Origin of the sequence: Hydrogenophaga crocea (genome assembly GCF_011388215.1) — a bacterium.
GTDB lineage: Bacteria > Pseudomonadota > Gammaproteobacteria > Burkholderiales > Burkholderiaceae_C > Hydrogenophaga > Hydrogenophaga crocea.
The window spans coordinates 47,830-72,768 of the sequence record NZ_CP049989.1; the positions used below are offsets into that span (position 1 = coordinate 47,830).

The following is a 24,939-nucleotide window of genomic DNA, read 5'->3' on the forward strand; positions in this document are numbered from 1 at the left end:
GCCACGCCCGCCCCCGATTGAGTGCCGCCCCCGACGAATTCGAGAACGCGCTGCGACCGCTGTGGCTGCGCGCCCAGGCCGGTGACGAAGCGGCCTACCGCGAAGCCCTGCAGCGCATGGCCATGCGGCTGCGCCAGCACCTGCGCCGGCGCATGGCGTCGCTGCCCGACGAGCTCGAGGACCTGGTGCAGGAAACCCTGCTCGCGCTGCACCTGCAGCGCGGCTCTTACGATCCGCAGGTGCCCGTGACGGCCTGGATGCTGGCGATCGCGCGCCACAAGCTGATCGACCTCTGGCGCCGGCGCGGCCGGCAGGACGCCTTGCACGACCCGATCGACGATGTGGACGGTGCGCAGCTCGTGGCCGCCGCGCACGACGAAGGCGCGCAGCGCGACCTGAGCCAGTTGCTGGCCGACCTGCCGGCGGCGCAGCGCGAGGCCATCGTGCTGACGAAGATCGAGGGCTTGTCGGTGGCCGAGGTGTCGGTGCGCACGGGCGCCAGCGAATCGGCGATCAAGGTGCAGGTGCACCGCGGCCTCAAGCGCCTGGCCGATCGGGTGCGCCGATCGTGAACGGGCCGACGACACCGGAAGCGAATCCCCATGAAGACCGATGACCTGATCCTTCTGCTCGCGCAAGGCGCGGGCCCGGCGCCGCGGGCGCAGGCCTGGCGCCGCCTGTGGCCGGGTGCGGTGCTGGGCCTGCTGGCCAGCATCGCGCTGGCGGCCTGGCTGCTGGGCCTGATCCCGGCCGGCCTGTACCGCGAGGTCGCGCCCTGGTTCAAGATCGTCTACGCGGGCGCCATGGGCGTGAGCACCGGCTGGCTGGTGATCCGCCTGAGCCGGCCCGTGCCCCGCTGGCGCGGGCCGCTGCTGGCGGTGGCGGCCGTGCTCGTGGCGGCCGTGCTGGTGGGGCTCGCGGGCTGGCTCGCGAGCCCGGCGGCGAGCCGCCTGCCGGGCCTGCTGGGCCATTCGTGGACGCGCTGCTCGCTCAACGTGATGGCCTTGTCGCTGCCGGCCCTGGCCGCGGCCTTCTGGGCCCTGCGCGGGCTCGCGCCGACGCGACCGGTGCTGGCCGGGGCCGGCGCCGGCCTGTTCGCGGGCAGCCTCGGGGCGCTGGGCTATGCGCTGTCGTGCACCGAACTCGCGCTGCCCTTCGTCGCGCTCTGGTACACGCTGGGCATGCTGCTGAGCGGCGCGCTCGGGGCGCTGCTGGGGCCGCGGCTGCTGCGCTGGTGAGCCCGCGCGCCCGGCCGCGTGCGCAGGGCAGGGGGAGCAGCGCCGTCGGGCGGCCTTTCACGGGGTGAGCACATGGGGTAAAACGCCGCATGTCCCGCGCCGCCGCCCTCATGCACCGGGCCACCGAGGCCCTCACCTCGGCGATCTACGACGCCGCGCTCGACCCGCTGCACTGGCCCGCGGTGCTCGCACACCTCAAGACCTGCTTCCGCACCGAGGCCGAGACCTTCTACGTGCTCGACTTCGACACCCGCCGCCTCACGCAGGCGCACCTGGCGGGGATCACGCCGCACTGGATGGCCTGCTTCGATGGCTTGTACTTTGCGCCCGACAACCCCTGGAACGTGCACTCCGAGGCGCTGCACCGGCTGGGCATGGTGCGCACCAACGAACGGCTCGACGCCTACACCCGCGAGCGCGGCGTGCTGTACCGCTCGGCGTATTACCAGGAGTGGATGCGCCCGCAGGGCTTTCGCTACAGCCTGGGCAACACCCTCACCAACGAGCGCAGCGGCATCGTCAACGTGACGCTGCTGCGCGCGCCCGATCTGCCCACCTTCAGCGCGCGCGAGGTGCAGCTGTTCGAGCGCCTGAGCGGCCACTTCGCGCGCGCACTGCGCATCCGCGAGCGCTTGGGCGCGGCGGCGCTGCGCCGCGATCAACTGGCCGGCGCGCTCGACAGCCTGCACGGCGGCGTGCTCATCGTGACGCCCGATGGGGCGCTGGTGCACGGCAACCGCGCCGCGCTGCAAACGCTCGCGCAGGCCGACGCCCTGGTGTACCGGCAGGGTCGCGTGCAGGCGGCCCGGCCCGCCTGGCAGCCCGCGCTGGCGGCGCTGTTGCAGGCGCACGCACCGCGGCCCGGCGGCCTGGCAGCGTCCACCGACACGCTGGTGCTGCCGCGCACGGGCGCAGGCTTGCCCTTGCGCGTGCAGGCGGCGGGGCTGGCGCTGCCGCTGTCGTCGGCGCAATCGCACCGGCCTTGCGTGCTGCTGGCGCTCTCGGGCACGCCCCACGACCCGCCGCCCTCGCGCGCCGACTGGCTGCGCCAGGCCCATGCGCTCACACCCGCCGAGGCGCGCCTGGCCGAGGCGCTGCTCGATGGCCTGAGCCTGCGACACGCCGCCGAGCGCCTGGGCCTGACCTACGGCAGCGCGCGCACGCGGCTCAAAGGGGTGTTTCACAAGACCGGCGTGCGGCGCCAGGCCGAGTTGGTCGCGCGCCTGCAGCGCGAGCTCGCCACGCCGCTGCGCCCGCACTGAGCGCACCCTGAGCCCGCGGCCCCGAACCTCCCATTTGGGAGGTGTCGTGCGCGGCCCGGCGACCTAGCATGGGCGCACCACCACCGAGGGGAGTCGCCATGCCTCACACCGTTTTCCGGGGGGCTTGTGCCGCGCTGCTGTCCATGGCCGCCGCGCTGTGCCAGCCTGCCGCCGCGCAACCATCGTTCGACATCGTGGGCCTGCGCCCGGGCATGACCGAAGCCGAGGCCATGGCCGTGCTCAACACCCACCGGCCCGGCATGCGCGTGCAAAAGCGCAGCATGACCTACAACTACAGCGACGGCGTGCAGCAGCTCAACACACCGCCGTTCCTGTACGAGCTGTGGGTGACCTTCGACGACGCCCAGGGCCGCGAGGATTTCCGGCTCTACTTCGCGCCGCCGCCCAGCGCTTCGCGCGTGCTGGGCATGACGCGGCAGATGAGCCTCAAGGCCCCGCCCACGCAGGCCCAGCTCGGTGCCCAGCTGGCGCAGCGCTACGGCCCGCCCACCACCAGCGGCAAGAGCAACAGCACCCTCAACCAGGTGTGGGGCGAGCCCGGCAAACCCACGTGCTGGCGCAGCACGCCCAACACCACGGTGATCGGCGTGGGCGAGGCGTCGGACATCCTGAGCAGCCTCAAGCGCGGGCAGGAGAAGGGTTATGTGCCGCGCGATCCGTCCACCTGCGGGCTGGCCGCGGCCGCGAGCCTGTCCGGCGATCCGGTGCACAACCTGATGGTGCGGCTGGTGGACTACGGCGCCTGGGCCAGCACGCACCAGAAGGCCAGGGACTGGGTGGAGCAGCAGCGGCAAGAGGCCGTGAAGGCCCGGCTGTCGCGCGGCGCAGCGCCCAAGCTCTGAGCGGCCATGAACGCGCGTTCGTGTTGGCTGGCCCTGGGCTGCCTCGTCGCCGCGGCGGCGGTGTGGGCCCAGCCCGCGGCGGGGCCGCGCTTGCTGTTCGCCGGCGTGGCCGAGCGCCTGCCCACGGCCGACCAGCAGGCCATCTTCCGACTGCTCGACTACCGGGTTGCGCCGGGCGGCAAGGCCCTGGTGGCGCCCGATTGCGGCGAGATCGCGCACGAGACCCAGGTGCTCGACCTCAACAGCGACGGTGTGCCCGAGGTGCTGGTGATCGCGGGCAATGGCTGCACCTCGGGCCACACCGGCTCATCGGTGTTCCTGTTCGTCAAGAACGCGCAGGGGCGCTACACGCAGCAGCTCGGCTTTCCGGGCGCGAGCGTCACGCCCTTGCCCACGCGCAGTCAGGGATGGCAGGACCTTCGCATCGGCACCGCGGGGTTTTGCGAACCGGTGTGGGCGTGGAAGGGGGCGGCCTACGACCTGCAGTGCAGCGTGGAAACGCAGCGCCGCGGTTGCCAGGGGCTGGGGCCGGTGAAGCTGTGCCGGCGATGACCCGCGGGTGCCGCCCTGTGCCGGATGAGGATCACCATCCACGAGAAGGATCGCCATGAATCGCATCGCTGCCCTCGTGCTCGGTCTTGCGGGTCTGTGGTTTCTGCTGCTGGCCAGCCCGCGGTCCGCCGGTGAAGCGGCCGTGAAGTACGCGTTCGCCGCCATCCTGCTGTGGTCGGCCTACAGGCGCCTGCGCGCCGCTTCGAAGAAGACGGCCGAGTACCGCATGCAGGCCGACGGCGAGTGGACGCGGCTCACGGTGTTGCCCGCAGCGCCCCCGACGCTGTGGTTTCCCGCGGGTCTCGCGATCGTGCTGGGTGCCGGCGTGGTGGGCAGTGGCGTGGCCTACCTGTGGGTGCTGGGTTTGCTGTTCGCAGCGCTGGCATGGCTCACCTTGCTCAAGGACCACCGGGGCGGCAAGCCCGCGCGACCGCGCAGCCTGCGCGTGGGTCCGCAGGGCATCGAGACGGAGGGCACGCTCTTGCGCAAGGACGACATCCATCGCCTGCGCATCAGGAACCAGTTCGCTGGGGGCGCCGAGATCGTCTACGACGCCGCGCGCGGCCTGCCCACCGGTGTGGCGATGGGGCTCGCGGGCCGGCGTGCGCTTGCCGAGGTTGCGTACCGGGTGGAGGTGGAGGCCGCAGGGAAGGCTCATGTGCTCGCCGCAGGACTGGATGAGGTGACGGCCGCTGGCCTGGTCACCGAGATCGGCAAGGCCTTGGAGCGGCGCTGAACGGCTGTCTGTCGAAAGCGGGGCGCCCGCTCGTGTCACACGGCTTGCGCGTCAAACGTCTTGTGGGCAGAGGCCGAATCGACCTCTGCCCATCAACGACTTCAAAGGACGCTGTTTCATGGACCGCGCTGTCTGGTTTCAATCATCTCCCGAGGGTGCAAAGGCGATTGGCGCGCTGCACCACTTCGTCACCCAGGGCACCCGCCTGCCGAGTGCACTGACGCATCTGGTCTTCCTGCGGGTGTCGCAGATCAACGGCTGCGCGCATTGCATCGACATCCACACCCGCGACCTGCTCGCCGAAGGCATGTCGGTGGACAAGCTGGCGCTCGTGCCGGTCTGGCACGAAGCGCAGTACCTCTTTTCGGCGCAGGAGCGCGCGGCCCTGGCGTGGTCCGAGGAGGTGACGCGCATCGCCGAGACGCATGCCAGCGACGACGCCTACGCGGCCGCACTGGCCGTGTTCGGCGAAAAGGATCTGGTGGATCTGACCCTCACCATCGCCGCCATGAACGCCATCAACCGCATGGGCATCGGCTTTCGCATGAAGCCGCGGGCCAAGGCGTGAGCGATCGCGGCCCTATCGGGCAGGCCGGCCAGGGCCCCGGGGGCGGGCCGGCGGCGCGGTCTCGAAGGTCAGGTTGCCCCAGTGGCTGTCCCAATCGAACCGCCCGGGATCGGTGGACGGCACCATGTGCACGACGCTGACCATCCACACGCCACGCCAGGGCAAGGCCAGCGATGCCTGACCGCGGGTGTCCGTGCGGGTGCGCAGCACCGTCAGTTGCCCGCCGCGCTGGTGCCAGGCCTTGAGCAGCGCCTGCCCGAGCGGCCGCCCCTCGAACAGGACCTGCATCGAAAGCGCCTGGCCGGGCGCCAGCGCGAGCGGGTTGGCGATCGGCACGATCTCCAGGGTCTGGCCGATCGTGCGCCGGTGGGTGTCGTCGCTGCGTCCGCCCACGCGCAGCAGCGTCTTGACGTGGCGGCGGTAGCGTTCGCGCACCGGTGAGGCGTCGGCGGGCCTGGCCTGGCGTTGTGCGAGCACGTGGTCCAGCCCCTCCTCGCGCAGGTAGGCGTTGAAGGTGTCGGGCGCCAGGGTGACGCTGAACGCCTGGGTGTCGAGCGCGATCATCTGGGTGCCCGGCTTCTCGAAGGCCAGGGCCACGCGGTCCTGGCCGAGATCGGCGGGCAACAGCGGCGTGAGCAGCTGTTCGGTGTCGGCGCCGAAGACGCGCAGCGCCTCGGCGATGGGGCGCCCGAATCCCACGGGATCGCCCACGAAATGTTCGCCCACCCGAAGCGCCACCTCGACCGGCTCCCGCGCCGCGGGCGAGAAGCGGTCGGGCATCATCCAGAACTCGTGCGCGAAGGCCGTGTGCGCCCAGAGCAGGGCCGCGGTGATGAGCAGCGGTTTCATGTGAAGGGGGGACCGGCGCGTGGCCGCGCCGGTCCCCGTGGGGTTGACGGACCGGGCGCCGCTCAGACGGTGTCGTCCACCGGCAGCGGCTGGTTGTCCACCGGCTCGGGCGTGCTGGTTTCGCTGGTCTGGGCGATCAGGCGGTTCATGTACTGCAGCAGGGACTGCACCGAGTTGCCCATGAAGGGCATGGCGGCCTGGGCCTGCGGCGCAGCGGGCGGGGCGTCGCCACCGCCGCCACCGCAGCCGCTCAGCAGGGCACCGGCCAGCACGAGGCCGAGCGCGGGTTTCAAGGGAATGTGTCGCATGGAACGTCCTTGGTGTGCCGCCGCGCTCACTGCAGCTTCATCGAGCCCGGGTTGGGCGTGTTGAGGTACGGGAAGCCGGGCAGGAACGGCACCACGGCCTGGTCCACCGCGTCGTGCACGTTGGCCGATTGCGCGCCCAGCGGCACGCTCGACGGCCGGCAGGCCGAGGCCAGCGACGGCACCCCCGGCACGCCGTTGAGCCCCAGCGCGTTGTTGTCGCCGTTGATCACGCACAGGCCGCCGAGCATGGCCACCAGCGCGATGTCGACCACGTCGTCCTTGGGCCGGCGGCCGTTGGGGAAGCCGGCGTTGTCGTTCACCTTGTTGGGGTCGGTGTTGAGCGCATTGCCGGCCACGCCCAGGCGGTTCTGGTTGGCGAACGGCACCGGCGGCACAGCGGTGTTGAGCCGCAGCATTTCCGACGGCGCCACGGTGGCCGGCTTGTTCACACCGGTGATGCCGGTGAGGAAGGTGGTGAGCAGGTCGGTGCGCGGCAGGTTGGTGGGGGCCACGCCGGCGGGGTTGCCCACCAGCACCTGGCCGAGCAGCGCGGGCAGCGTGGGGTTGCTCACGTAGGCCAGGAACTGGCCGTCGTCCTTGGGCGCCGAGGCGTTGAACTTGTCCTTGTCCGGCAGGCCGATCACCACCTCGTTGACCAGCGGGTTGCCCAGGCGCGAAACCTGGGTCCAGGCGCCACCGGCCTTCTCGCTGGCCTGGTGGCCCGAGGGCGGCGCGCCATTGAGCAATCGGGCCTGGCGCAGGCTGGCCGTGGTCCAGCCGCCGATGACCGTTTCAGCGCCCGCGGTGAGGCAGCTGCGGTGCACCTCGAGGGCGAGCGAGGTCACGTTCTGCTTCTGGATGTAGTGGTTGCCGTTGGCGCCCTCGGCGTCCTTGAGCGCGGGGTTGAGCAGCACCTCGGCCGGGGCATCGACGAGGTCGAAGATGCGGCCGAGGTTGACCGCGAAGCCCTCTTGGCGCTGACCCACGAACACCCGCGCCGGCATGGCGCAACCGGGGATGGTGACGGTGTGGATGTGCTTGTCGGCGTAGGCCTTGTAGGCCGCGGCATCGCCCAGCGTTTTCTGGCCGATGTAGTCGACCGGCTTGGGCAGCGACGCGGCCACCACCTGGGCCGCGCCCTTGCGACGGTCGCCGCGCACCACCGTGAGGCTGTAGGTCTCGGCGAGGTTGAGGCTGGCGTCGTTGACGGCCGCGACCGTGCCCGACTGGATCAGCGGGATCGGCACCGAGGTGTTGCCGATGGACAGCGGCGTGCCCTTGAGGTTGTTCTTGAAGCGGAACTGGAAGGTGATGTCTTCGCGCGCGTCGCCGTTGTTGTCGATGTGGATCTCGTACAGCGCGTTCGGGTCCATCGAGAAGTAGTTGGGCCCGCCGTACGGGCCTTGCAGGGGCTGGTAGTTCGCGATCATGGTCACGTAATCGGATCGACCGCCGGTGCCGTCCGCGGCCACGCCTTCGTAGCTGCGGAACATGTAGAAGTCGGTGCCGTCCACCTTCGGGCTGGTGGTGATGAACGGGGCCTCTCGGTGGCTCGATGCGATGGCGGCGCTGGCCACCGCCATCAACAGGCATCCTTTCGCAAGGGATGCGGGCTTGAGTGTCATGGCTGTCTCCTGGTTTGTGGGTGCCGGGCTCGGCCCACGGGATACGCGCCGGGAGACGGAGTGGATGTGGCGCGCGGGATCACCCTGGGCGCTGATCGGGTATCGGGGCCGTGCGGGCCTCGCCGCAGGCGCCAGCGCGCGACGCGCGGTTCAACACCCCATGAGGCAGGACTTGTCCAGCGACACTTCGATCGTCTGGCCATCGGCGGGCACGACGACGCGCTTCTCGAAAGTCACACCTTCCTGGAAGGCATAGGTGTTGACCGTGATCTGGTTGTTCGAGCCGATGTAGCGGCCGCCCGCGGTGTACACGTCCGTGCGGCCGATCACTTCTTCCTGGTTGCGGGTGCGCTCGTAGGAGAAGTCGGTGATCAGCAGGTATTCCCCGGGCGGCATGTTGGTGAACACGAAGCTGCCCTTGTCGTCCAGGATCTTGGTGCGCATGAAGTGCTTCAGGATGGCCTGGGGAATCTGCTTGGGCATTTTCTGATCGCGCTTGACCTGCTCGTACCAGGCCTTGAATTCGTCGGTCATCCAGATCAGGCCCACCGCCTGGCTGCCCTTGGGTGGGTACTTCTTGGCGGCCAGCAAAGCACCCTTGAAGTAAGCCTGCCCTTTGATGACGGACGTGCCCAGCGGGCGGATCTCCGCCGTCGCTTCCTTGAGCGACTGTCCTGCGAATGTCCGGCCCTCCATGCAGTCGAGCATGGCGTTGCGGGCCAATGCCAGACCGTCGTAGTCCAGGGAAAAGACCGTGGTGCTCTCCATGCGCAGTTGCATGTTGTTTTCGCGGTCCCGCATCGACTTCAGGGTTTGCCGGATGTCGCCCACGGGGACGGCCAGCACGCCGTCCGGCGAACCCGCTTGCCGCGGAAACTGCTTGGCCGGCAGGCGCGTGGGTGGCAGGTCTTGCTGCACCAGTTCGACCTGCACGTCTTGCACCGCGCTGGACACGGGGATGTCGCTTCCGCTGAAGAGGATCACGGCATGGGCCGACTTCGGCGTCGGCCCCAGTATGGTGAGCCCCGGTGGGTTCTTGCTCGATGAAACGAACTTCACCGAACAGTTCATGCGCGGCTGGGCAGGGTCTTCACGCAGCATCCACACACCCAGGCGCGACTTGGTGACCACCTTGGTGTTGCCCTCGGGCAATGCCGGATCCGACGCAGCAAGGGCGTTGCCTGCGAGGCAGGTCAGCACCAGCGCGCCGAGCATGCCGCCAGCCCGGCGGGCGGCACGGGCCATGCGTTCGAAGGATGGCTCGGTGCGGGCTTGCGCGCGTTCTGGCATGGCTTGCTCCTCGGCCAGGCTTGTGCCGCCTTGCGGGCTCAGCTGCCCTTGCGTTTGCAATTGGGCGGATTCGTCATGCCGAAGCTCAGCAGGTTGCCGCCGTTGATGATGCAGGTGTATTCCTTGCCATCGCGCGCCTTGACGGCGTAGAAGGTGTTGGTGCCTTCCGTGCGACGGTCGAGCAGCGCCAGTTGGTCGGGCGACATGGCGAGCACGCCCGCCGCTTCAGACTTCAGGCGTTCGTCGGAAAGGCTGTTGGTCGAGGCAGCGATGCTGCCGCAGCCGCTCAGCGACGTGAGCATGACCAATGCCAATGCGAGGGATGTGATTTGAGCCATTCGGGTCGTCACCTGTGGTTGTTGCGGGGATCGGCTCGATGTTAGGCAGCGGGCAACCCCGCTTGAATAGCCCAAAAGGGCAGGTGCCCGGCGCTGCCGCTAGGCGCCGAAGACCTGGCCCAGGAAGGCGCGCAACTGCACCGCTTTGACGGGCTTGGCCAACAGCCTCAGGCCCGCGGCTTCGGCGCGTTGTGCTTGCGCGTCGCCCCTGTCGCCGGTAAGCACCAGCGCAGGCAATTCCTTGCCGAGCCAGGCACGCACCGCGATCACCGCATCGACGCCGCTGTCGCCGCCCGCGAGCCGCAGGTCGGCCAGCACCGCTTCGGGCTGGAAGCCATCGGCCAGGTGCTGCCGTGTGCGGGCCACGTCTTGTGCCGAACGCACTTCGCACCCCCAGGCAGAGAGCAGGTCCGTCAAGGCCGCACGCGAGTCGGCGTCATCTTCAACCACCAGCACACGGCGCCGCGTCAGCGGGGTGTCCTGCGGCATGGCCGGCGCGGCGATGGGGGATGGCGTTGCATCGCACAGCGGCAGCGTGATGCGGAACACGCTGCCCTGCCCGGGCGTGGACTGCACCTGCACGCGCAGATCGAGCAGATCGCTCAGGCGCTTGACCGTGGCCAGACCCAGCCCCACGCCCAGCCGCCGGTCTCGCGCCGGATTACCCACCTGGTAGAACTCTTCAAAGATGCGCGACAGTTCGTGCTCGGCAATGCCGATGCCGCTGTCCTGCACGATGACTTCGACGCGATCGCCCTGCACCCGCGAGGCCAGGCGCACCATGCCCTGTGGCGTGTAGCGCAAGGCGTTGGACAGCAGATTGGCCAGCACGCGGGCGACCAGGCGGCGGTCGCTGCGCACCGTCAGGGCACTGCTGTCGACTTGCAGCTGCAGGCCTTTGTGCGTGGCCTGCAGCGCATGGGTGCGCGCCACCTCGCGCAGCAGCGCATCGAGCGCGAACGCTTCGAGCCGGGGCACCACGGCGGCGGCATCCACCTGCGCCAGTTCGATCAATTCGTCCACGATCTGCGCCATGCTGTCCACGCATTCCACCAGGCGCGCGGGCACGTCTTCGGAGCGCGCTGCTGCACCGTTCTCGTTCAGCGTGTGCGCGAGCAAACCCATGGCATGCAGGGGCTGCCGCAGGTCGTGGTTGGCCGCGGCGAAAAAACGCGTCTTCGCGTCCTGGGCCTGCTCGGCGCGCTGGTTCTCCCGCCGCAAGGCCTCGATCAACGCGGCGTTCTTGCGCCGTTCGGCCTGCGCTTGAGCCAGCGCCCGGGCCTGCTGGCGCCCGCCCTGCAAGGTGTACAGGCTGGTGGCCACCACCAGCGCGGCCAGCGTGAGGTGGTACGTGCCAGCAATCCACAAATCGCGCAAGGCCAAGGGCCCCATCACGCAGACCACGAACGCGACCAGCACCGGGTAGAACGGCGGCAGGGGCACCGTCGCGCCGATGACGATCGTTGCCGCGACGATGTGCAACAGCGACTCGACCTCCGGCGTCGCCGGCTGCAACCAGATCAGGCTCAAGGAACCGAGCAACACGCCCTGCAGCAGGATGGTGCCGAACGCCCAGGCGGCCCAGCGGTGGAGGCGATCGCGCGCCGGCCGCAGCCGGTGGTAGCGGCGTGCGCCGGCCATGCGCGCCACGCCGACGAACACGAAAGCGAGCATCCAGCCATCGGCCGCGTCGAACCCTTCACCGCTTCGGAACGCCCCGTACAGGATCAGGGCCCCCAAGGTCGTCATCAACGAGGTCAGGGAGGTGAATCGAAACAGATGGTCGATCTGCTCGCTCTCGAGCCCCTCGAGCCAGACACGCACGCGCGGCCACAGCATCTACAACAGCCCCTGCTCGCGTGCCCGCACCAGCAGGTGGGTTCGGTTGCGCGCCCCCAAGGTCTCCAGCAGCGCCGTGACGTGCAGCTTCACCGTGCGCTCGGCAATGCCCAGCTCCAGTGCAATGCGTTTGTTGGGCTGGCCTTGGGCCAGCAGGGCCAGCACCTCCATCTGCCGCGCGGTGGGCCCGGCCCCGGCGGTGGCGCGCCGGGTGTCGTTGTCGAACACGGCCTCGCCGTCGGCCACGCGCTGCAACGCCGCCAGCAGCCCCTGTAGGGAACTGGACTTGCCCAGGAAGCCGCTGGCGCCGGCCGCCCGCGCGCGCTGCGCCAGCACAGGGTCTTCATCGCCGGAGATCAGCACGCGCGCAACCAGGGGAAAGCGATCACCGAAGTGCCGCAGCCCGGCAAGGCCGTCGGTGTCGCCCAGGCGGTAGTCGATCAGCACGATGTCGAGGTCCGGCTGTGCCGCAGCCTGGACCAGACCGTCCTGGATGGTCGGCGCCGTGAGCACTTCGATGCCGGACGCGCCTTGGCTCAAGGCCTGGGCAAACCCGAAGCCAAAGAGCGGATGATCGTCGATCAGCAGGACCTTCATCGGCGCGAATGTAAGCGACTGCGTGGTGGTGATGCAGCATCCGATTCGTCGGTGTGCCGAGGGGCGGTCACGCAGGTCGAGGCCGGCATGTGCACCGCCTGGATCGCCCAATAAAAAAGCCCCTGCACTGCAGGGGCTCCAGACTCGCTGGCGGTGGGGGTAGGCCGCGCTGAACCCGTCTCAGGGTCGAACGCGCACTTGAGCCGTCGGTTGTGATGCCTCGAGAGTTTCGCTGCAGCGAGCCATGAGTGCTCGCCGCTCGCCAGCCTTTAAAAAAATGCGCGCGCGCGCACGCGCGTTTTAGAGAGGTGGTATCGCGGTGGGAGTTGGCAAGCGGGTCCACTGGCCTTGCGTAGCGCTAACCGGGTAGTCGGGTCCCCAGGCGTACGCCATCAGAGCACGGCCACCGATGAACTGATGGATGACCCATCGGAAGTGGGCTCGGATGCAACATTGATGAGGTATGCGGCAGCCAGCTGCTTTAGCCGTGCTCGTTGTGCCGGTAGCGAGGATCCGCGCGCCGCCATGCATCGTGTCGCCCTTGGCCACCTGCGTTGTGCTCTCCTGGTCTTGGTCTATGTCGATAGCCTGTCGTTTTGGAGCCTTGCGGTTCCCGATGCGGGAACCGCAGGGGGGAACGGCAGGGGGCGGGCTGCTTCAGCCCTTGCTACCCCAGGTGCCCGCTTTTCTGCGCGAGTGGGTCAGAGGCAGGTACACGTCCAACTCGGTGAGCAGCACCAGCTCGTGCAGCACATTGCCGCGCGCCTGTTCAGCTTCCACGAGGCGACCCAAGACGCTTGGGCACGACCACAAAAGTGTGGCTCACCCTGCAGGCCCGGCACCAAAAGCACTGTGGTGGCTCACATCACGTTGGACTTCCCCCCTGTTTAGGCGGTTGAGCCAGCGACGCGCTGGCGCCGCCAATGATCTCGACACGTGTCGGCCGAGTCCCAGCGTCATCCGATCGCTGGTTCCGTGTGGCGACCAGCCAGCAGGGAGGCATCCAAGAGCCGGTACTTTGCGCTGTAGTACCGGTCAAGCCGCCATTCCTGAACCAGCTTGAGTGCCAGTTCGAAATCTTCATAGGGCAGGCCATAAAGCCGGGTGAGGTTGAAAGGCTCTTCTGACTCCAAGGCCAGCACGAGGGCGGCGAGCACGGCCGACCGCGACGATGCGGGATCTGCCTGAATCAGCTTCCGAACGGATTTGATGGCTTGCATGGGGGCTCCTGACAAGGAACGCGGACCATAAGCGCGGCCGTGCGGCCGGTCAATCCGGTGTCACCAAACCGTCACGGCGCGCGCAAAGGCCACTCGTGCGGCCGTGCGCAGCGGGCCGCGTTGTCAATGCGCCGTTCGGACCAGGGTTCGTGCACCGCGGCCCAAAAGGCCCGGACAAACAGACGTGCGCGGGTCAAGCGCCGTTCACGGTCGGCGAAGAAATTCCGGGGCTCCCCCCCACTTTTTAAGGAGCCCTTAATGTCCGACAGTCCTCAGGATGTCTCGCGCCGCCAGCTGCTGCTGGGCGGCACCGGCGCGGCGGTTGCCGCCGCCTTCGGCGGTCCCATCGCCGCGCTGGCCAACACGGTCGATCAGGCGTACACCGCGCAGTGCCTGCCCGACGACGCTTCGGTGCGCACGGACAGCCCCTACGGCCCCGTGGCCCCGGTGAACGACCAGACCACCGGCCTGCCCCTGGTGCAACTGCCCGCGGGCTTCACCTACAAGAGCTACGGCTGGGCGGGCGATGTGATGAGCGACGGCCTCATCACGCCGAACTCGCACGACGGCATGGGCGTGGTGCTCTCGCGCCGGGTCGGTCGCAGCAACGAAATCATCCTGGTGCGCAACCACGAGCGCTCCACCAGCAGCAGCGCGGCCAACATCGTGGGCGCTTCGCGCGAGAGCGTGGCCAAGTACGACACCGGCATCACCGGCACCAGCTACCAGATCGGGGGCAACACCAACCTGGTCTGGCGCGATGGCAGCTGGGTGTCGAGCTACGCCACGCTCGGCGGCATCTACCGCCCGTGCGCGGGCGGCGCCACCACCTGGGGCAGCTGGCTCAGCAACGAGGAGATCCTCAGCAACAACGTCAGCAGCACGGGCAAGAAGCACGGCTACATCTTCGAGGTGCCGGCCGACACCAGCCTGAACGCGGCCGATCCCACGCCCATCGTGGCCATGGGCCGCATGGCGCACGAAGCCAGCGCCATCGATCCCGCGACCGGCTACTGGTACCTCACCGAAGACCAGGGCAACGCCAACACGCTGTACCGCTTCCGCCCGAACAACCTCAGCGGCGGCCTGGGCAGCCTGCACCAGGGCGGCCTGCTCGAAGGCCTGGCCGTGGTCGGCCAGCCCAACGCGGACCTGCGCTATCCCACGCTGTGCCAGGAGTTCCAGTGCGCCTGGGTGCCGGTGGACAGCCCCGACGCCGATGCCGCCACGATCTCGACCACCGTCGGCTCGGTGACCGGCAGCGGCCCGTTCCGCGGCGCCTATGCGAACGGCGGCGCGATCTTCGGCGCCAACGAAGGCTGCTGGGTCGCCAACGGCACGGTGTTCTTCACCGACAAGGCCACCAGCGCCGCCGGCAACGGCCGCCCCGCGCGCAGTGGCGTGATCTGGGCGCTCGACCTCGCGACCCTGGTGCTCAAGGCCATCTTCGTGGGCCGCGACCGCGTGATCGGCAACTCGCCCGACAACATCTGCGTGAGCCCGCGCGGCGGGCTGCTGTTCTGCGAGGACGGCGGCACGTCCAGCCCCACCAGCGGCACCATCGTCGCGCAGGAGCTCAAGGTGCTCACGCCCGAAGGCAAGACCTACACCTTCGCGTCGCACAACTTCAACTTCACCAGCGCCCAGATGCAGGCCGTGGGCAAGGCCGGCAGCAACGCGGGCAACCACCGCAACACCGAATGGGCCGGCAGCGTGTTCAGCCCCGATGGCCGCGTGCTGTTCGTCAACCTCTACACGCCCGGCGTCACGCTGGCCATCACCGGCCCGTGGAGCAAGGGCAGCCTCTGAACCCCCAGGAAGCCACACCATGAAATCCCTTGCCTATTCCCTCATCGCGGCCCTGGGCCTGAGCGCGGGCGCGCAGGCCGCCACCTTCGAAGGCGTGGTGGCCGGCACGGCCACCCACACCGAGTACAGCGAACCCGGCCTGATCTCGTTCGACCTGGACTTCGCCTCGCTCGGCACCACGACGCTGCGCTACGTGGTCGAAGCCGCCGACTTCGGCAGCCTGAGCTTCAACGCGCTGCTGATCAACCGCATCGGCCTCGGTGGCGTGGGCGTCACGGGCTATCGCGTGGACATCGGCGCCGGCCTGTTCGCGTCCGTGGGCACGGCCTACCGCGAGTTCTCCGAGTCTTATGCCAGCGTCGACTTCAACGGCTCGAGCGCCGTGGTCGATTTCGGCATGCCCGAGTTCTACGACGTGCGCCTGGGCGATCCCAAGGGCTATGCGGGCAACGTGAACTGGTCCATCACGGGGCTCAACGCCGGCGACGTGCTCAACATCTCGGTCACGGCCGTGCCCGAGCCCGAGGGGCTGGCGATGTTGCTCGCCGGCCTGGGCGCGGTGGCCGCCTTCGCGCGCCGCCGCCGCAGCGCGGCCTGATCCCGGCCCGCGGCCCGCGGCCCGTGTCCGAGGCCCGGGCCATGGCCCGGTCTTCGCCGGGCCCGTCGAACGCCCATCCCGCGCATGCCGTTGGATGGGCGTTTGTTTTGAAGCCGCAGCTGCAATGGTCTTTTCGGATCAGCGCGGCGCGCTTGGCGCACAGCAAAGCCGTGATGCTGGCTGACCATCATCACGCAGGCCTTTGACAGGGTGCCGCTCGGGGCACCCGCAGGTGCCCACGAACACGCCCATGCCGCTCCGATCCGCACACCACCGCCCCGTTCCCTCCACCGCGCGCCTGCGCCGCCTGAGCCTGGCCATGTCCCTGGCACTGCCGCTGTCGGCCATGGCCACCGACGTGCCCCAGGCGCTGCCCTTTGCCCAGAACTGGAGCAATGCCGGCCTGATCACCACCGCCAACAACTGGTCGGGCGTGCCGGGCATCGTGGGCTATGTGGTGGCAGGGCCCACCACCGGCGGCATCGATCCGCAGACGGTGCTCGCGCCCTCGACCGACGTGAACGTGGCGCCGAACCAGACCGCGCCCAACACCTACAGCACCGGCGGCGTGGCCGAGTTCGCGCTGGCCGACCCGGTGGTGGCGCTGGCCGGCTCGAACGGCGCGCACGCGCCCAACATCGTGCTGCACCTGGACACCCGCGGCAAACAGGCCGTTCGCGTGCGCTACGTGCTGCGCGATCTCGACGGCTCCAGCGACAACGCCATCCAGCCCGTGGCCCTGCAGTACCGCGTGGGCCGCAGCGGCAACTTCATCAACCTGCCCGCGGGCTTCGTGGCCGACGCCACCTCGGGTCCGAGCCTGGCCACCCTGGTGACCCCGGTGGACGTGGTGCTGCCCGCCGCCGCCGACAACCAGGCCGAGGTGCAGGTGCGCATCATCACCACCAATGCGGCCGGCAACGACGAGTGGGTGGGCATCGACGACATCCAGGTCGACGGCGACAGCCTGGGCGGCGGCGTGAACGCGCCCATCGCCACCACCTGCCCGGCCAACGCCGCGTTCGACACCGGCACCGGCGGCAGCTTCGCCGTCTCGGCCAGCGACAGCGACAGCGTGGTCAATGGCGCCACGCTCGCGGCCAACACGCCCGCCGCCATCACGCTGTCCGCGTTCACGCCCGCCACGCTCGAAGGCGGCAGCGCCAGCGCCACCATCGCCGTGGCCGGCTCGCTGGCCGCCGGTTCGTACCCGGTGCAGATCAACTTTGCCAACGACGAGCTGCAGACCGCGAGCTGCACCGTCACCATCGCCGTCGAAGGCACCACCCCGATCCCGCAGATCCAGGGCAGCGGCGCGCGCAGCCCGCTCGAAGGCCAGCGCGTGACCACGCGCGGCGTGGTCACGCGCATCAACAGCAACGGCTACTTCCTGCAAGACCCGGTGGGCGATGGCGATCCCGCCACCTCCGACGGCATCTTCGTCTTCACCAGCACCGCGCCCACGGGCGTGGTCGCGCTCGGCAACGAGCTGCGCGTCACCGGCACCGTCACCGAGTTCGCGGTGGGCACCGGCGCCGAGGCGCAGGCCCGGCCCGTGACCGAGCTCACCGGCACCACCGCCACGCTGGTGAGCACCGGCAACAGCGTCGCGCCCGTGGTCATCACGCTGCCCGAGGTGGCCGATGGCGAACTCGAGCGCTACGAAGGCATGGTGGTGCGCATCGCCTCGCCGCTGACGGCCTCGCAGAACTTCTTCCAGGGCCGCTACGGCCAGGTCACGCTGGCGGCCGAGGGCCGGCTCGAAAAGCCCACCAACCGCCACCCCGCGAACTCCGCCGAGGCCCTGGCCATGGCGCAGGACAACGCGCGCCGGCGCATCCTGCTCGACGACGGCAGCACGCAGCAAAACGTCAACCCCACGCCCTACATCGGCGCCGACAACACGCTGCGCGCGGGCGACACCCTGCCCGACGGCCTCACCGGCGTGATCGACTACGGCCTGGCCACCAACCTCGCCGACGGCCTGAGCGACTACCGCATCCACCCGATCGGGCCCGTGAACTTCGTGCGCAGCAACCCGCGCCCGGCCACGCCGCCCGCGGTCGGCGGCAACGTGCGCGTGGGCAGCTTCAACGTGCTCAACTACTTCAGCACCATCGACCAGGCCGGCGCCTCGTGCTTCCCCGGTGGCACGCGCAGCGACTGCCGCGGCGCCGACAGCGCGCTCGAACTCACGCGCCAGCGCAACAAGATCGTGCCCGCCATCAACGGCCTGGGCGCCGACATCGTGGGCCTGATGGAGATCGAGAACAACGGCAACGGCGCGGCGCAGGACCTGGTGAACCAGCTCAATGCGGCCGCCGGCGCCGGCACCTGGGCCGTGGTGGGCCTGCCCACGGGCGGCACCGGCACCGACGCCATCCGCGTCGCCATGATCTACAAGCCCGCCCGCGTCACCCCGTACGGCGCCGCGCTCAGCGACACCGCGGCCATCCACAACCGCCCGCCGCTGGCGCAGACCTTCCAGCTGTCCAATGGCGAGCGCTTCACCGTGGTGGTCAACCACTTCAAGTCCAAGGGTTGCGACAGCGGCTCGCCCGCGGCCGACCTCGACCAGGGCGATGGCCAGGGCTGCTTCAACGACCGCCGCCAGCAGCAGGCGCAGGCACTGCTTGGCTTCATCGGCCAGCTCCAGGCCACCGACCCCGACGTGCTCGTGATCGGCGACCTCAACGCCTACGGCAAGGAAGACCCCATCCTCACGCTGGCCGGCGCCGGCCTGGTCGACCAGATCGACCGCTTCAACGGGCTCGGCTACTCGTACGTGTTCGATGGCGAGGCGGGCTACCTCGATCACGCCTTGGCCACGCCCACGCTGAGCGCCCAGATCACGGGCGCGCGCCACTGGGCCATCAACGCCGACGAGCCCTCGATCATCGACTACAACACCGAGTTCAAGGTCGGCGATCCGCAGTGCAGCGGCAGCTGCAGCCCCGACTATTACCAGGCCAGCGTGTACCGCTCCTCGGACCACGACCCGGTGCTGGTGGGCCTGTCGCTGCTGCGCCCGGTGCAGGGCACGGCCGGACGCGACACCTTGGTCGGCGGCGCGGGCGATGACCGCATCACCGGCGGCCCGGGCGCCGACACGCTCACCGGCGGCGCGGGTGCCGACACCTTCGTCTACACCGACCTGCGCGACGGCATCGACACCATCACCGACTTCACGCCCGGCACCGACCGCATCGACCTGAGCGCGCTGCTGGCCGCCATCGGCCAGAACCCCGCGAGCGCGATCGCCGACGGCGTGGTGCGTCTGGTCGATACCGCGGCCGGCCTGAGCCTGCAGATCGACAGCGACGGCAGCGCCGGCCCCATCGCGGCGCGCCCGCTCGCGGTGCTGCGCGGTGTCACCGCGGGCCAGATCCAGCCGGCCCGCGACCTGGGCCTTTGATTTCCACCTCCACAGGACCGATCCCATGAAGAACCGTTTCACCCTGGGCGCGCTCGCCGCGTCGCTGATGCTCGCCGGCAGCCTGAGCGCCGTGCAGGCCGAAACCCTCACCATCCTGCACATCGGTGACCAGGAGTCCTGGCTGATCTCGGCCCAGGGCAACCTGCGCAACGACGCCAGCCAGCCGATCTCGTTCTACGGCGGCATCGACCGGCTGGCCACGGTGGTGGCCAACCGCAAGGCCGCCGCGCCCGGCACGGTGCTCACGCTGAATGCGGGCGACTCCTTCCTGCCCGGCCCGCGCCTGACGGCAAGCTTCGCCAACCTCGCCACCGCGCACCCCGACGGCGGCCAGGACTTCTACGACGCCATTGCCAACCGCCGCATCGGCGTGGACGCCACCACCTTCGGCAACCACGAGTTCGACCTCGACAACACCGGCCCGGTCGCCGCGCGCTTCGCCCAGGTCTCGGGCACCACCTACCTCTCGGTCAACCTCGACTTCTCGGTCACGCCCCAGTTCGCCGACCTCGCGGCGCAGGGCAAGGTCGCGGCCTCCAAGGTGTTCACCACCGCGGGCGGCAAGAAGGTCGGCGTGATCGGCGTCACCACGCCGCTGCTGCCCTCCATCTCTTCGCCGCCGGCCGGCATCATGAAGAACTGGAGCGCCGGCAACAGCGAGCTGCAGAACCTGCAGGCCCTGCTGCCCCTGGTGCAGGCCGAGATCGACGACCTGCGCAACAACCAGGGCGTGAGCGTCATCGTGGTGATGAGCCACCTGCAGAACGCGCAGAACGAAACCGGCGTGATGATTCCCGGCCTGCGCGGCGTGGACCTGGTGATCTCCGGCGGCGGTCACGAGCTCATGACCGACAGCGACGACCTGCTCATCAACAGCGGCGTCGCGCCCACCTACACGCAGCACCCGATCACCGCGCTCGACGCCGAAGGCAAGGCCGTGCCGCTGGTCACCGGCCACTTCGGCAACCGCTACGTCGGCGAACTGCGCATCGACGTGGACGACAGCACCGGCCGCGTCAAAGGCCTGCTCGGCTCGAAGATGATCCGCGTGAGCGGCGCCGCGGCCGACGCCGACGCCGTGACCGGCGACGCCACCATCCAGGCCCAGGTGGTGCAGCCCGTCAGCAGCTACATCGCCGCGCTCAACGCCCAGGTCATCGGCACCACGGGCGTGAAGCTCAACGGCCCCACCCACGTGGCCTGCTCGCCCGCGCCCTGCCAGTACGTCGCGGGTGTGCGCAACGCCGACACCGGCCTGGGCAACCTGGTCGCCGACGCCCAGCGCTTCGCCGGCAAGGCCGAGGTCGCGATCCAGAACGGCGGCGGCATCCGCACCAGCATCGCGGTGCCGGGCAACGTGACCGTGGGCGACACCTTCAACGTGCTGCCCTTCACCAACCTGGTCAAGCGCGCGCCGGCCATGAACGCCGCGCAGCTCAAGGACCTGATGGAGCACTCGGTGGCCGCCTCCACGCCCACGGGTAGCGCCCAGGGCCGCTTCGCCCAGGTCTCGGGCATGCAGGTGGTGTACGACACCACGCGCACGCCGCGCGGCACCGCCGTCGGCAGCGGCGACCGCATCCGCCGCATCGTGCTCGACGATGGCACCGTGCTGGTCGACAACGGCCAGGTCGTCTCGCCGCGCGTCTTCTCGTTCGCCACCATCGACTTCACCGCCAACGGCGGCGACGGCTATCCCTTCGCCGCCAACGGCGTGGTGTTCGAGAACAACGTCAACACCATCACCTACCAGGAAGCGCTGGCCAGCTTCATCCGCGCGCCCAAGGCCGAAGGCGGCCTGCAGCGCCTGAACGCGGCCGACGGCGACGAGATCACCGCCAACATGTACGGCATCGAGAACGCCTTCGACCGCCACGGCCGCCTGATCGACCTCGCCGTCGCGCAGTCCACGCCCGGCATCGTGATCAACGGCACCGCCGGCCGCGACACCCTGGTCGGCACCGCGGGCGACGACGTGATCACCGGCGGCGCGGGCGCCGACACCCTCACCGGCGGCGCCGGCGGCGACCGCTTCGTCTACACCAGCGTGCGCGACGCGGGCGACACCATCACCGACTTCACGCCCTACGCCGACAAGATCGACTTGAGCGCGCTGCTCGCCAGCCTGGGCGTTGTCGGCGACGGCGTGGCCAGCGGCCACATCGGCCGCGTGGACGTCATCGGCGGCGTGCAGCTGCTCATCGACACCGACGGCAGCGCCGGCCCGATCGCGCCGCGCCCGCTGGTGCTGCTCAAAGGCCTGACCGCGGCCCAGTTCGTGCCCGGCCGCGACCTCATCGGCAACACCGCTCCCTGATCCCGCCCATCCCTGAACCGATCTCTTCACCCAAAGGAAAGCCATGAAAACCACCCGCCAACTGCTCGCCGCGGCCGCGCTGATCGTGACGGGGGTGGCCCCCGCGCTCGCGCAGGGCACCACCTTCCAGAACGGCAGCTTCGACGCCGGCCAGACCGGCTGGACGCTCTGGGGCGATGCCCAGATCCGCACCACCGGCAGCAAGACCGCGGTGCTGTCCACCGCCACCACCGCGTACGAAGACGACGCGCCGCTGCCCGCGGGCTTCAACAACAACAGCGGCGTCTCGCCGGTCAACTTCTACGAAGCGCCCAGCATCGCGGGCCTGCTGCCCACGGCGCTCGACATCGGCGGCTACGCGATCGAGGCCTCGGCGATTTCGCAGGACTTCTTCGCCACCGCGGGCGACACGCTGTCGATCAAGTTCGACTGGGCCTTCCTGTCGACCGAATCGATCAACCCCGACTTCGCGTTCATCGCCATCAACGACACCGTGGTGAAGTTCACCGACGCGTTCACGCTGCCCAACGTGAGCACCTTCAACAGCACCTTCGGCGATTTCAACGATGTGGCCTGGGGCTGGTCCAACGCCTCGTTCAGCTATACCGCCAACGCCAGCGGCGCGGTGCGCCTGGTGCTCGGCGTGGTCGACCTCAACGACGACCTGAGCACCTCCGAGCTGCGCCTGGACAACATCAGCGTGAGCGCGGTGCCCGAGCCCGAGACCATCGCCATGCTGCTGGCCGGCCTGGGCGTGATCGGCGCCGCCGCGCGCCGCCGCGCGCCGGCCCGCACGGCCGCCTGAGACGGCGCTTCGTTCAGCCCGCCGCCACCGCCTTGCCGCGCCGATGACGCAGCCAGCCGCCCAGACCCGCCAGACCCGCGAGCCACAGCAGCGCGGTCTCGGGCTCGGGCACGGGCGACACGCTCACGCGCACGATGAGGTCGTCGAAGTCGGGGCGGCCCTTGTCGCGGCCGATGTTGAAGAACAGCAGCGCGCTGCTGGCGTCCTCGGACAGCACCAGCGCGTGCGGCCGCAGGTGGCCCCAGCGCGCGCCGACCAGATCGTCGAGCACCGACAGATCGACCCGGCCGGCGCTGGCCTGCTCGAAGCTCAGGCTCTGGCCCAGCGTGAAGGGCAGGCGCTGCGCGTCGCGTGCGGTGTCGTGGCGGCCTTTGGCGGGGTGGTCGTGGCCCCAGTGGCTCCAGTGGCCCCAGTGGCTCCAGTGGCCCCAGCCCCAGCCCGGCCGGTCGGCCGCCTCGGTGCCGACCACGGTGAAGCTCAGCGTGGCCGGCCCGTCGAGGACCAGCCGCGCGTTGCGCAGCACGCTGTCCAGATCGAAGCCGCCGGTGTAGGTGGCCGCATCGCCCCACCAGACCGGGTCGAAGCGCGAGGGCAGGTCCAGGGACTTGCCGCCCTGAGTGGACAGCGATTGCGCGTGGCCCAGCGAGGCCGCCAGGCCCAGCGCCAGCACGGCGGCGCGGGCGATCGAACGAACGGTTTGCATCACGGTTTCCTTGGCTGTGGCCGCGCCTGGCGCGGCCGGATTCATCACGAAGACATCGAGGAGCGGTACACCCTTCGGCAGGCCTGACGTCGAACACCCCATCGTCGAGACCCCGGTGAAGGGCTGCTGGCCGGAATTTTCCGGGCCGCGGTCCTGCGCTGTGTGTCTTCGCGTGCCTGGGCGCGGGCATATCCATGGTCCGATCGGATGATTCCGGAGGCGCGGTGCGAATCCCATCCCCTGTCGTGCGGCGGCGTGCCGCGCTCTGGTGCCTGTTGGCCGCGCCGCTGACGGCCGCAGCGCTCGAGGGCGGGGCTGGCGCGTCTGACCCGCAGGCGGGCACGCCGGCCGCCGCCGTCGGCAGCCTGTACGCGGCGCAGCGCCTGCTCTCGGGCGTGCTGATCGATCGGCAGTGGGTGCTCACGGCCGCGCACGCGGTCAACGGCGCGGTGCCGGCCGAGGTGGTGTTCCGCTCACCGCTGGCGGGCGGCTTCGTGGCGCGCGCCCGGGCCGTGCACGTGCACCCCGGGTTCGTCACCGGCCAGGTCGACCTCGCGCTGGTGCAGCTCGAACGCCCGGCGCCCGCTGCGCTGCCGCCCGCGCCGCTCTACACCGGACCCTTGCTGGGCCACATCGTGCACCTGGTCAGCCACGGCGGCAGTACCACGCTGATCACCACCGGCGAGAACCGCGTCGACGCGCTGCAGCCCGATGCCGCGGGCCGGCCCTTGCTGTACCTGTTCGACCAGGACGGGCCCGACCTCTCGAGCAACGTGATCGGCCCGGCCGTGCCCGCCAACGGCACGCTGGGCGCGGGGCGCGAGGCCACGCTCGCCGCGGGCGATTCGGGCAGCGCGGCCTTCGTGGTGCTCGATGGCCGCTGGGGCCTGGCCGGCATCAACACCTTCCAGGCCACGGTCACGCCCAAGGGCGGCGGGCCGGTCGGGCGGCTGGCCGGGGGCATCTGGCTCGCGCCGCAGGCGGCCTGGATCGCGCGCGTGCTGCGCGGCGAAGCGGCCGACGCCAAGCCCTGATCAGGCCTCGGGCCGCAGGCCGAGCGCGGCCTGAAAGCGCGGCGGCACCGCCACCAGCATCGAATGGTGGCGCGCCTGCACCTCGCTGGCCGTCACGATGCGGTGGGTCTGGCCGCGCCACAGGTCGCGCAGATCGGCCCAGCGCCGGCCCAGCCAGGTGCGGGGCAAGGGCGGGGCGGCATGCCAGGCGAAGCGGTAACCCAGGCCGGCGAGCAGGCGCACGGCCTCGGGCTGGCCATCCCGGAACTCGGCCAGGTGCTGCTCGAGCACGATCAGGGGCTGGCCACGCGCGATGGCGTTCAGGCCGCCCTTGAGCACTTCGGTCTCGAAGCCTTCCACGTCGATCTTCATGAAATCGGGCCCGCGCCCGTCAAGCGCCAGATCGTCCAGCCGCTCGATGTCGATCGACACCTTGCGATCGCCCTGCGCGGACGCGTTGCGCAGCGACGAGCCGCCCAGGTTGGTGGCGTGTTCGAACAGCTCGAAGCGCCCCGCCTCGCTGCCCAGGCCGACCCTGCGCGCGTGGATGCGCGGGTCCCACTGCGTGTTGAAGCGCAGCAGTGCGAAGGTGTCGGGATGGGGCTCGAAGGCATGCACCGCGGCGAAGCGGCGCGCGAAGAACAGGCTGTGGTTGCCGATGTTTGCGCCGACGTCCAGGGCCACGCCCGCGGCGAACGTGGCGGCCAGCGGCTGCAGGAACGCGAACAGCAGCGCCAGTTCGTCGCGTTCGTAGACGCCGTGCTGGTTGATGTCGATGCCGATCAGGTCGTTGGCGAAGATCGCCATCTTGTGGCCGCGTTGCGCCGCATGCACCGCCGCGCGGCGCAGCAGCGCACGGGTGATGTAGCGGTCCACCAGGGCCCCGACGGGCTGCGCCTGGCGCACGCAAAGCAGGGTGGCGGCCTGGCCGGGGGCGGAGGGGGTCGAAGGCGTCATGGGCGGGCTGTCGGTT

23 protein-coding genes and 1 pseudogene are annotated in these 24,939 nt (G+C 70.0%); 13 read left to right on the plus strand and 11 right to left on the minus strand.

What is annotated here, in order from left to right; all coding sequences use genetic code 11:
• The first annotated feature begins 17 nt into the window (after positions 1-17).
• The 7 genes from G9Q37_RS00250 to G9Q37_RS00280 all read left to right on the plus strand — a co-directional run bounded on the left by G9Q37_RS00250 (position 18) and on the right by G9Q37_RS00280 (position 5,219).
• The gene (locus tag G9Q37_RS00250) at positions 18-572 is read left to right on the plus strand and encodes a sigma-70 family RNA polymerase sigma factor (protein WP_240936460.1); all 555 of its coding nucleotides are present in this window, start codon (positions 18-20) and stop codon (positions 570-572) included.
• A 30-nt stretch (positions 573-602) separates the two neighbouring features.
• On the plus strand, positions 603-1,238 hold the full coding sequence (locus G9Q37_RS00255; protein WP_166222875.1) for an NrsF family protein: 636 nt from the start codon (positions 603-605) through the stop codon (positions 1,236-1,238).
• An 89-nt stretch (positions 1,239-1,327) separates the two neighbouring features.
• Complete coding sequence (locus tag G9Q37_RS00260) at positions 1,328-2,500, plus strand: helix-turn-helix transcriptional regulator (RefSeq protein WP_166222878.1); 1,173 nt, start codon at positions 1,328-1,330, stop codon at positions 2,498-2,500.
• Between the two features lie 98 nt (positions 2,501-2,598).
• The gene (locus G9Q37_RS00265; RefSeq protein WP_166222881.1) at positions 2,599-3,363 is read left to right on the plus strand and encodes a hypothetical protein; all 765 of its coding nucleotides are present in this window, start codon (positions 2,599-2,601) and stop codon (positions 3,361-3,363) included.
• Between the two features lie 6 nt (positions 3,364-3,369).
• Positions 3,370-3,915 carry a hypothetical protein gene (locus G9Q37_RS00270; RefSeq protein ID WP_166222884.1) on the plus strand — a complete coding sequence of 182 codons (546 nt, stop codon included), beginning with the start codon at positions 3,370-3,372 and terminating at the stop codon, positions 3,913-3,915.
• Between the two features lie 55 nt (positions 3,916-3,970).
• A complete protein-coding gene (locus tag G9Q37_RS00275) occupies positions 3,971-4,651 on the plus strand; it encodes a hypothetical protein (RefSeq protein WP_166222887.1) in 681 nt (226 codons plus the stop codon).
• A 118-nt stretch (positions 4,652-4,769) separates the two neighbouring features.
• Positions 4,770-5,219, plus strand: a complete 450-nt coding sequence (locus tag G9Q37_RS00280) for a carboxymuconolactone decarboxylase family protein (RefSeq protein ID WP_166222890.1) — start codon at positions 4,770-4,772, stop codon at positions 5,217-5,219.
• A gap of 12 nt (positions 5,220-5,231) precedes the next feature.
• Here G9Q37_RS00280 and G9Q37_RS00285 read toward each other — a convergent pair whose 3' ends face one another.
• From G9Q37_RS00285 to G9Q37_RS00320, 9 genes are all read right to left on the minus strand, one after another.
• Complete coding sequence (locus G9Q37_RS00285) at positions 5,232-6,068, minus strand: DUF4198 domain-containing protein (RefSeq protein WP_166222893.1); 837 nt, start codon at positions 6,066-6,068, stop codon at positions 5,232-5,234.
• 62 nt (positions 6,069-6,130) lie between these two features.
• Entirely contained in the window at positions 6,131-6,376 is a 246-nt protein-coding gene (locus G9Q37_RS00290; protein WP_166222895.1) for a hypothetical protein, read from the minus strand.
• Positions 6,377-6,402: 26 nt separating this feature from the next.
• On the minus strand, positions 6,403-8,001 hold the full coding sequence (locus G9Q37_RS00295; protein ID WP_166222898.1) for a DUF4331 domain-containing protein: 1,599 nt from the start codon (positions 7,999-8,001) through the stop codon (positions 6,403-6,405).
• Between the two features lie 150 nt (positions 8,002-8,151).
• Positions 8,152-9,291 carry a hypothetical protein gene (locus G9Q37_RS00300; protein WP_205710693.1) on the minus strand — a complete coding sequence of 380 codons (1,140 nt, stop codon included), beginning with the start codon at positions 9,289-9,291 and terminating at the stop codon, positions 8,152-8,154.
• Positions 9,292-9,329: 38 nt separating this feature from the next.
• Complete coding sequence (locus tag G9Q37_RS00305; RefSeq protein ID WP_205710694.1) at positions 9,330-9,593, minus strand: hypothetical protein; 264 nt, start codon at positions 9,591-9,593, stop codon at positions 9,330-9,332.
• A 135-nt stretch (positions 9,594-9,728) separates the two neighbouring features.
• Positions 9,729-11,468, minus strand: a complete 1,740-nt coding sequence (locus G9Q37_RS00310) for a hybrid sensor histidine kinase/response regulator (protein ID WP_166222904.1) — start codon at positions 11,466-11,468, stop codon at positions 9,729-9,731.
• Positions 11,469-12,065: a LuxR C-terminal-related transcriptional regulator gene (locus tag G9Q37_RS00315; protein ID WP_166222907.1), complete on the minus strand. Its 597-nt coding sequence runs from the start codon at positions 12,063-12,065 to the stop codon at positions 11,469-11,471. It abuts the gene before it with no gap.
• Between the two features lie 657 nt (positions 12,066-12,722).
• Complete coding sequence (locus G9Q37_RS21920) at positions 12,723-12,845, minus strand: hypothetical protein (protein WP_277345026.1); 123 nt, start codon at positions 12,843-12,845, stop codon at positions 12,723-12,725.
• Between the two features lie 176 nt (positions 12,846-13,021).
• The gene (locus tag G9Q37_RS00320) at positions 13,022-13,285 is read right to left on the minus strand and encodes a hypothetical protein (protein ID WP_166222910.1); all 264 of its coding nucleotides are present in this window, start codon (positions 13,283-13,285) and stop codon (positions 13,022-13,024) included.
• A gap of 258 nt (positions 13,286-13,543) precedes the next feature.
• Here G9Q37_RS00320 and G9Q37_RS00325 point away from each other — a divergent pair, with 258 nt between their 5' ends.
• The 5 genes and pseudogenes from G9Q37_RS00325 to G9Q37_RS00345 all read left to right on the plus strand — a co-directional run bounded on the left by G9Q37_RS00325 (position 13,544) and on the right by G9Q37_RS00345 (position 22,250).
• Positions 13,544-15,094: a PhoX family protein gene (locus tag G9Q37_RS00325; protein ID WP_166222913.1), complete on the plus strand. Its 1,551-nt coding sequence runs from the start codon at positions 13,544-13,546 to the stop codon at positions 15,092-15,094.
• A 493-nt stretch (positions 15,095-15,587) separates the two neighbouring features.
• Positions 15,588-15,692 (plus strand): annotated as a pseudogene (locus G9Q37_RS22000) (PEP-CTERM sorting domain-containing protein); the annotation flags it as partial.
• Between the two features lie 250 nt (positions 15,693-15,942).
• A complete protein-coding gene (locus tag G9Q37_RS00335; RefSeq protein WP_240936461.1) occupies positions 15,943-19,107 on the plus strand; it encodes an ExeM/NucH family extracellular endonuclease in 3,165 nt (1,054 codons plus the stop codon).
• Between the two features lie 25 nt (positions 19,108-19,132).
• On the plus strand, positions 19,133-21,445 hold the full coding sequence (locus tag G9Q37_RS00340; RefSeq protein WP_205710695.1) for a 5'-nucleotidase C-terminal domain-containing protein: 2,313 nt from the start codon (positions 19,133-19,135) through the stop codon (positions 21,443-21,445).
• 43 nt (positions 21,446-21,488) lie between these two features.
• The gene (locus tag G9Q37_RS00345) at positions 21,489-22,250 is read left to right on the plus strand and encodes a PEP-CTERM sorting domain-containing protein (protein WP_166222919.1); all 762 of its coding nucleotides are present in this window, start codon (positions 21,489-21,491) and stop codon (positions 22,248-22,250) included.
• A 13-nt stretch (positions 22,251-22,263) separates the two neighbouring features.
• Here G9Q37_RS00345 and G9Q37_RS00350 read toward each other — a convergent pair whose 3' ends face one another.
• Positions 22,264-22,953, minus strand: a complete 690-nt coding sequence (locus G9Q37_RS00350) for a PEP-CTERM sorting domain-containing protein (protein WP_166222922.1) — start codon at positions 22,951-22,953, stop codon at positions 22,264-22,266.
• Between the two features lie 245 nt (positions 22,954-23,198).
• On the opposite strand from G9Q37_RS00350, the gene G9Q37_RS00355 reads away from it, so the two are divergent.
• Entirely contained in the window at positions 23,199-23,987 is a 789-nt protein-coding gene (locus tag G9Q37_RS00355) for a trypsin-like peptidase domain-containing protein (protein WP_166222925.1), read from the plus strand.
• Here the strand turns inward: G9Q37_RS00355 and G9Q37_RS00360 are convergent, their stop codons facing one another.
• The gene (locus G9Q37_RS00360; RefSeq protein WP_166222927.1) at positions 23,988-24,923 is read right to left on the minus strand and encodes an FkbM family methyltransferase; all 936 of its coding nucleotides are present in this window, start codon (positions 24,921-24,923) and stop codon (positions 23,988-23,990) included.
• Positions 24,924-24,939: the final 16 nt, after the last annotated feature.

Bases quoted from the DNA above. Each gene is read 5' to 3' on its own strand.
- G9Q37_RS00255 (WP_166222875.1), top strand. From the start codon at position 603: ATGAAGACCGATGACCTGATCCTTCTGCTCGCGCAAGGCGCGGGCCCG.
- G9Q37_RS00260 (WP_166222878.1), top strand. From the start codon at position 1,328: ATGTCCCGCGCCGCCGCCCTCATGCACCGGGCCACCGAGGCCCTCACC.
- G9Q37_RS00265 (WP_166222881.1), top strand. From the start codon at position 2,599: ATGCCTCACACCGTTTTCCGGGGGGCTTGTGCCGCGCTGCTGTCCATG.
- G9Q37_RS00270 (WP_166222884.1), top strand. From the start codon at position 3,370: ATGAACGCGCGTTCGTGTTGGCTGGCCCTGGGCTGCCTCGTCGCCGCG.
- G9Q37_RS00275 (WP_166222887.1), top strand. From the start codon at position 3,971: ATGAATCGCATCGCTGCCCTCGTGCTCGGTCTTGCGGGTCTGTGGTTT.
- G9Q37_RS00280 (WP_166222890.1), top strand. From the start codon at position 4,770: ATGGACCGCGCTGTCTGGTTTCAATCATCTCCCGAGGGTGCAAAGGCG.
- G9Q37_RS00285 (WP_166222893.1), bottom strand. From the start codon at position 6,068: ATGAAACCGCTGCTCATCACCGCGGCCCTGCTCTGGGCGCACACGGCC.
- G9Q37_RS00290 (WP_166222895.1), bottom strand. From the start codon at position 6,376: ATGCGACACATTCCCTTGAAACCCGCGCTCGGCCTCGTGCTGGCCGGT.
- G9Q37_RS00295 (WP_166222898.1), bottom strand. From the start codon at position 8,001: ATGACACTCAAGCCCGCATCCCTTGCGAAAGGATGCCTGTTGATGGCG.
- G9Q37_RS00300 (WP_205710693.1), bottom strand. From the start codon at position 9,291: ATGCCAGAACGCGCGCAAGCCCGCACCGAGCCATCCTTCGAACGCATG.
- G9Q37_RS00305 (WP_205710694.1), bottom strand. From the start codon at position 9,593: ATGCTCACGTCGCTGAGCGGCTGCGGCAGCATCGCTGCCTCGACCAAC.
- G9Q37_RS00310 (WP_166222904.1), bottom strand. From the start codon at position 11,468: ATGCTGTGGCCGCGCGTGCGTGTCTGGCTCGAGGGGCTCGAGAGCGAG.
- G9Q37_RS00315 (WP_166222907.1), bottom strand. From the start codon at position 12,065: ATGAAGGTCCTGCTGATCGACGATCATCCGCTCTTTGGCTTCGGGTTT.
- G9Q37_RS00320 (WP_166222910.1), bottom strand. From the start codon at position 13,285: ATGCAAGCCATCAAATCCGTTCGGAAGCTGATTCAGGCAGATCCCGCA.
- G9Q37_RS00325 (WP_166222913.1), top strand. From the start codon at position 13,544: ATGTCCGACAGTCCTCAGGATGTCTCGCGCCGCCAGCTGCTGCTGGGC.
- G9Q37_RS00335 (WP_240936461.1), top strand. From the start codon at position 15,943: ATGCCGCTCCGATCCGCACACCACCGCCCCGTTCCCTCCACCGCGCGC.
- G9Q37_RS00340 (WP_205710695.1), top strand. From the start codon at position 19,133: ATGAAGAACCGTTTCACCCTGGGCGCGCTCGCCGCGTCGCTGATGCTC.
- G9Q37_RS00345 (WP_166222919.1), top strand. From the start codon at position 21,489: ATGAAAACCACCCGCCAACTGCTCGCCGCGGCCGCGCTGATCGTGACG.
- G9Q37_RS00350 (WP_166222922.1), bottom strand. From the start codon at position 22,953: ATGCAAACCGTTCGTTCGATCGCCCGCGCCGCCGTGCTGGCGCTGGGC.
- G9Q37_RS00360 (WP_166222927.1), bottom strand. From the start codon at position 24,923: ATGACGCCTTCGACCCCCTCCGCCCCCGGCCAGGCCGCCACCCTGCTT.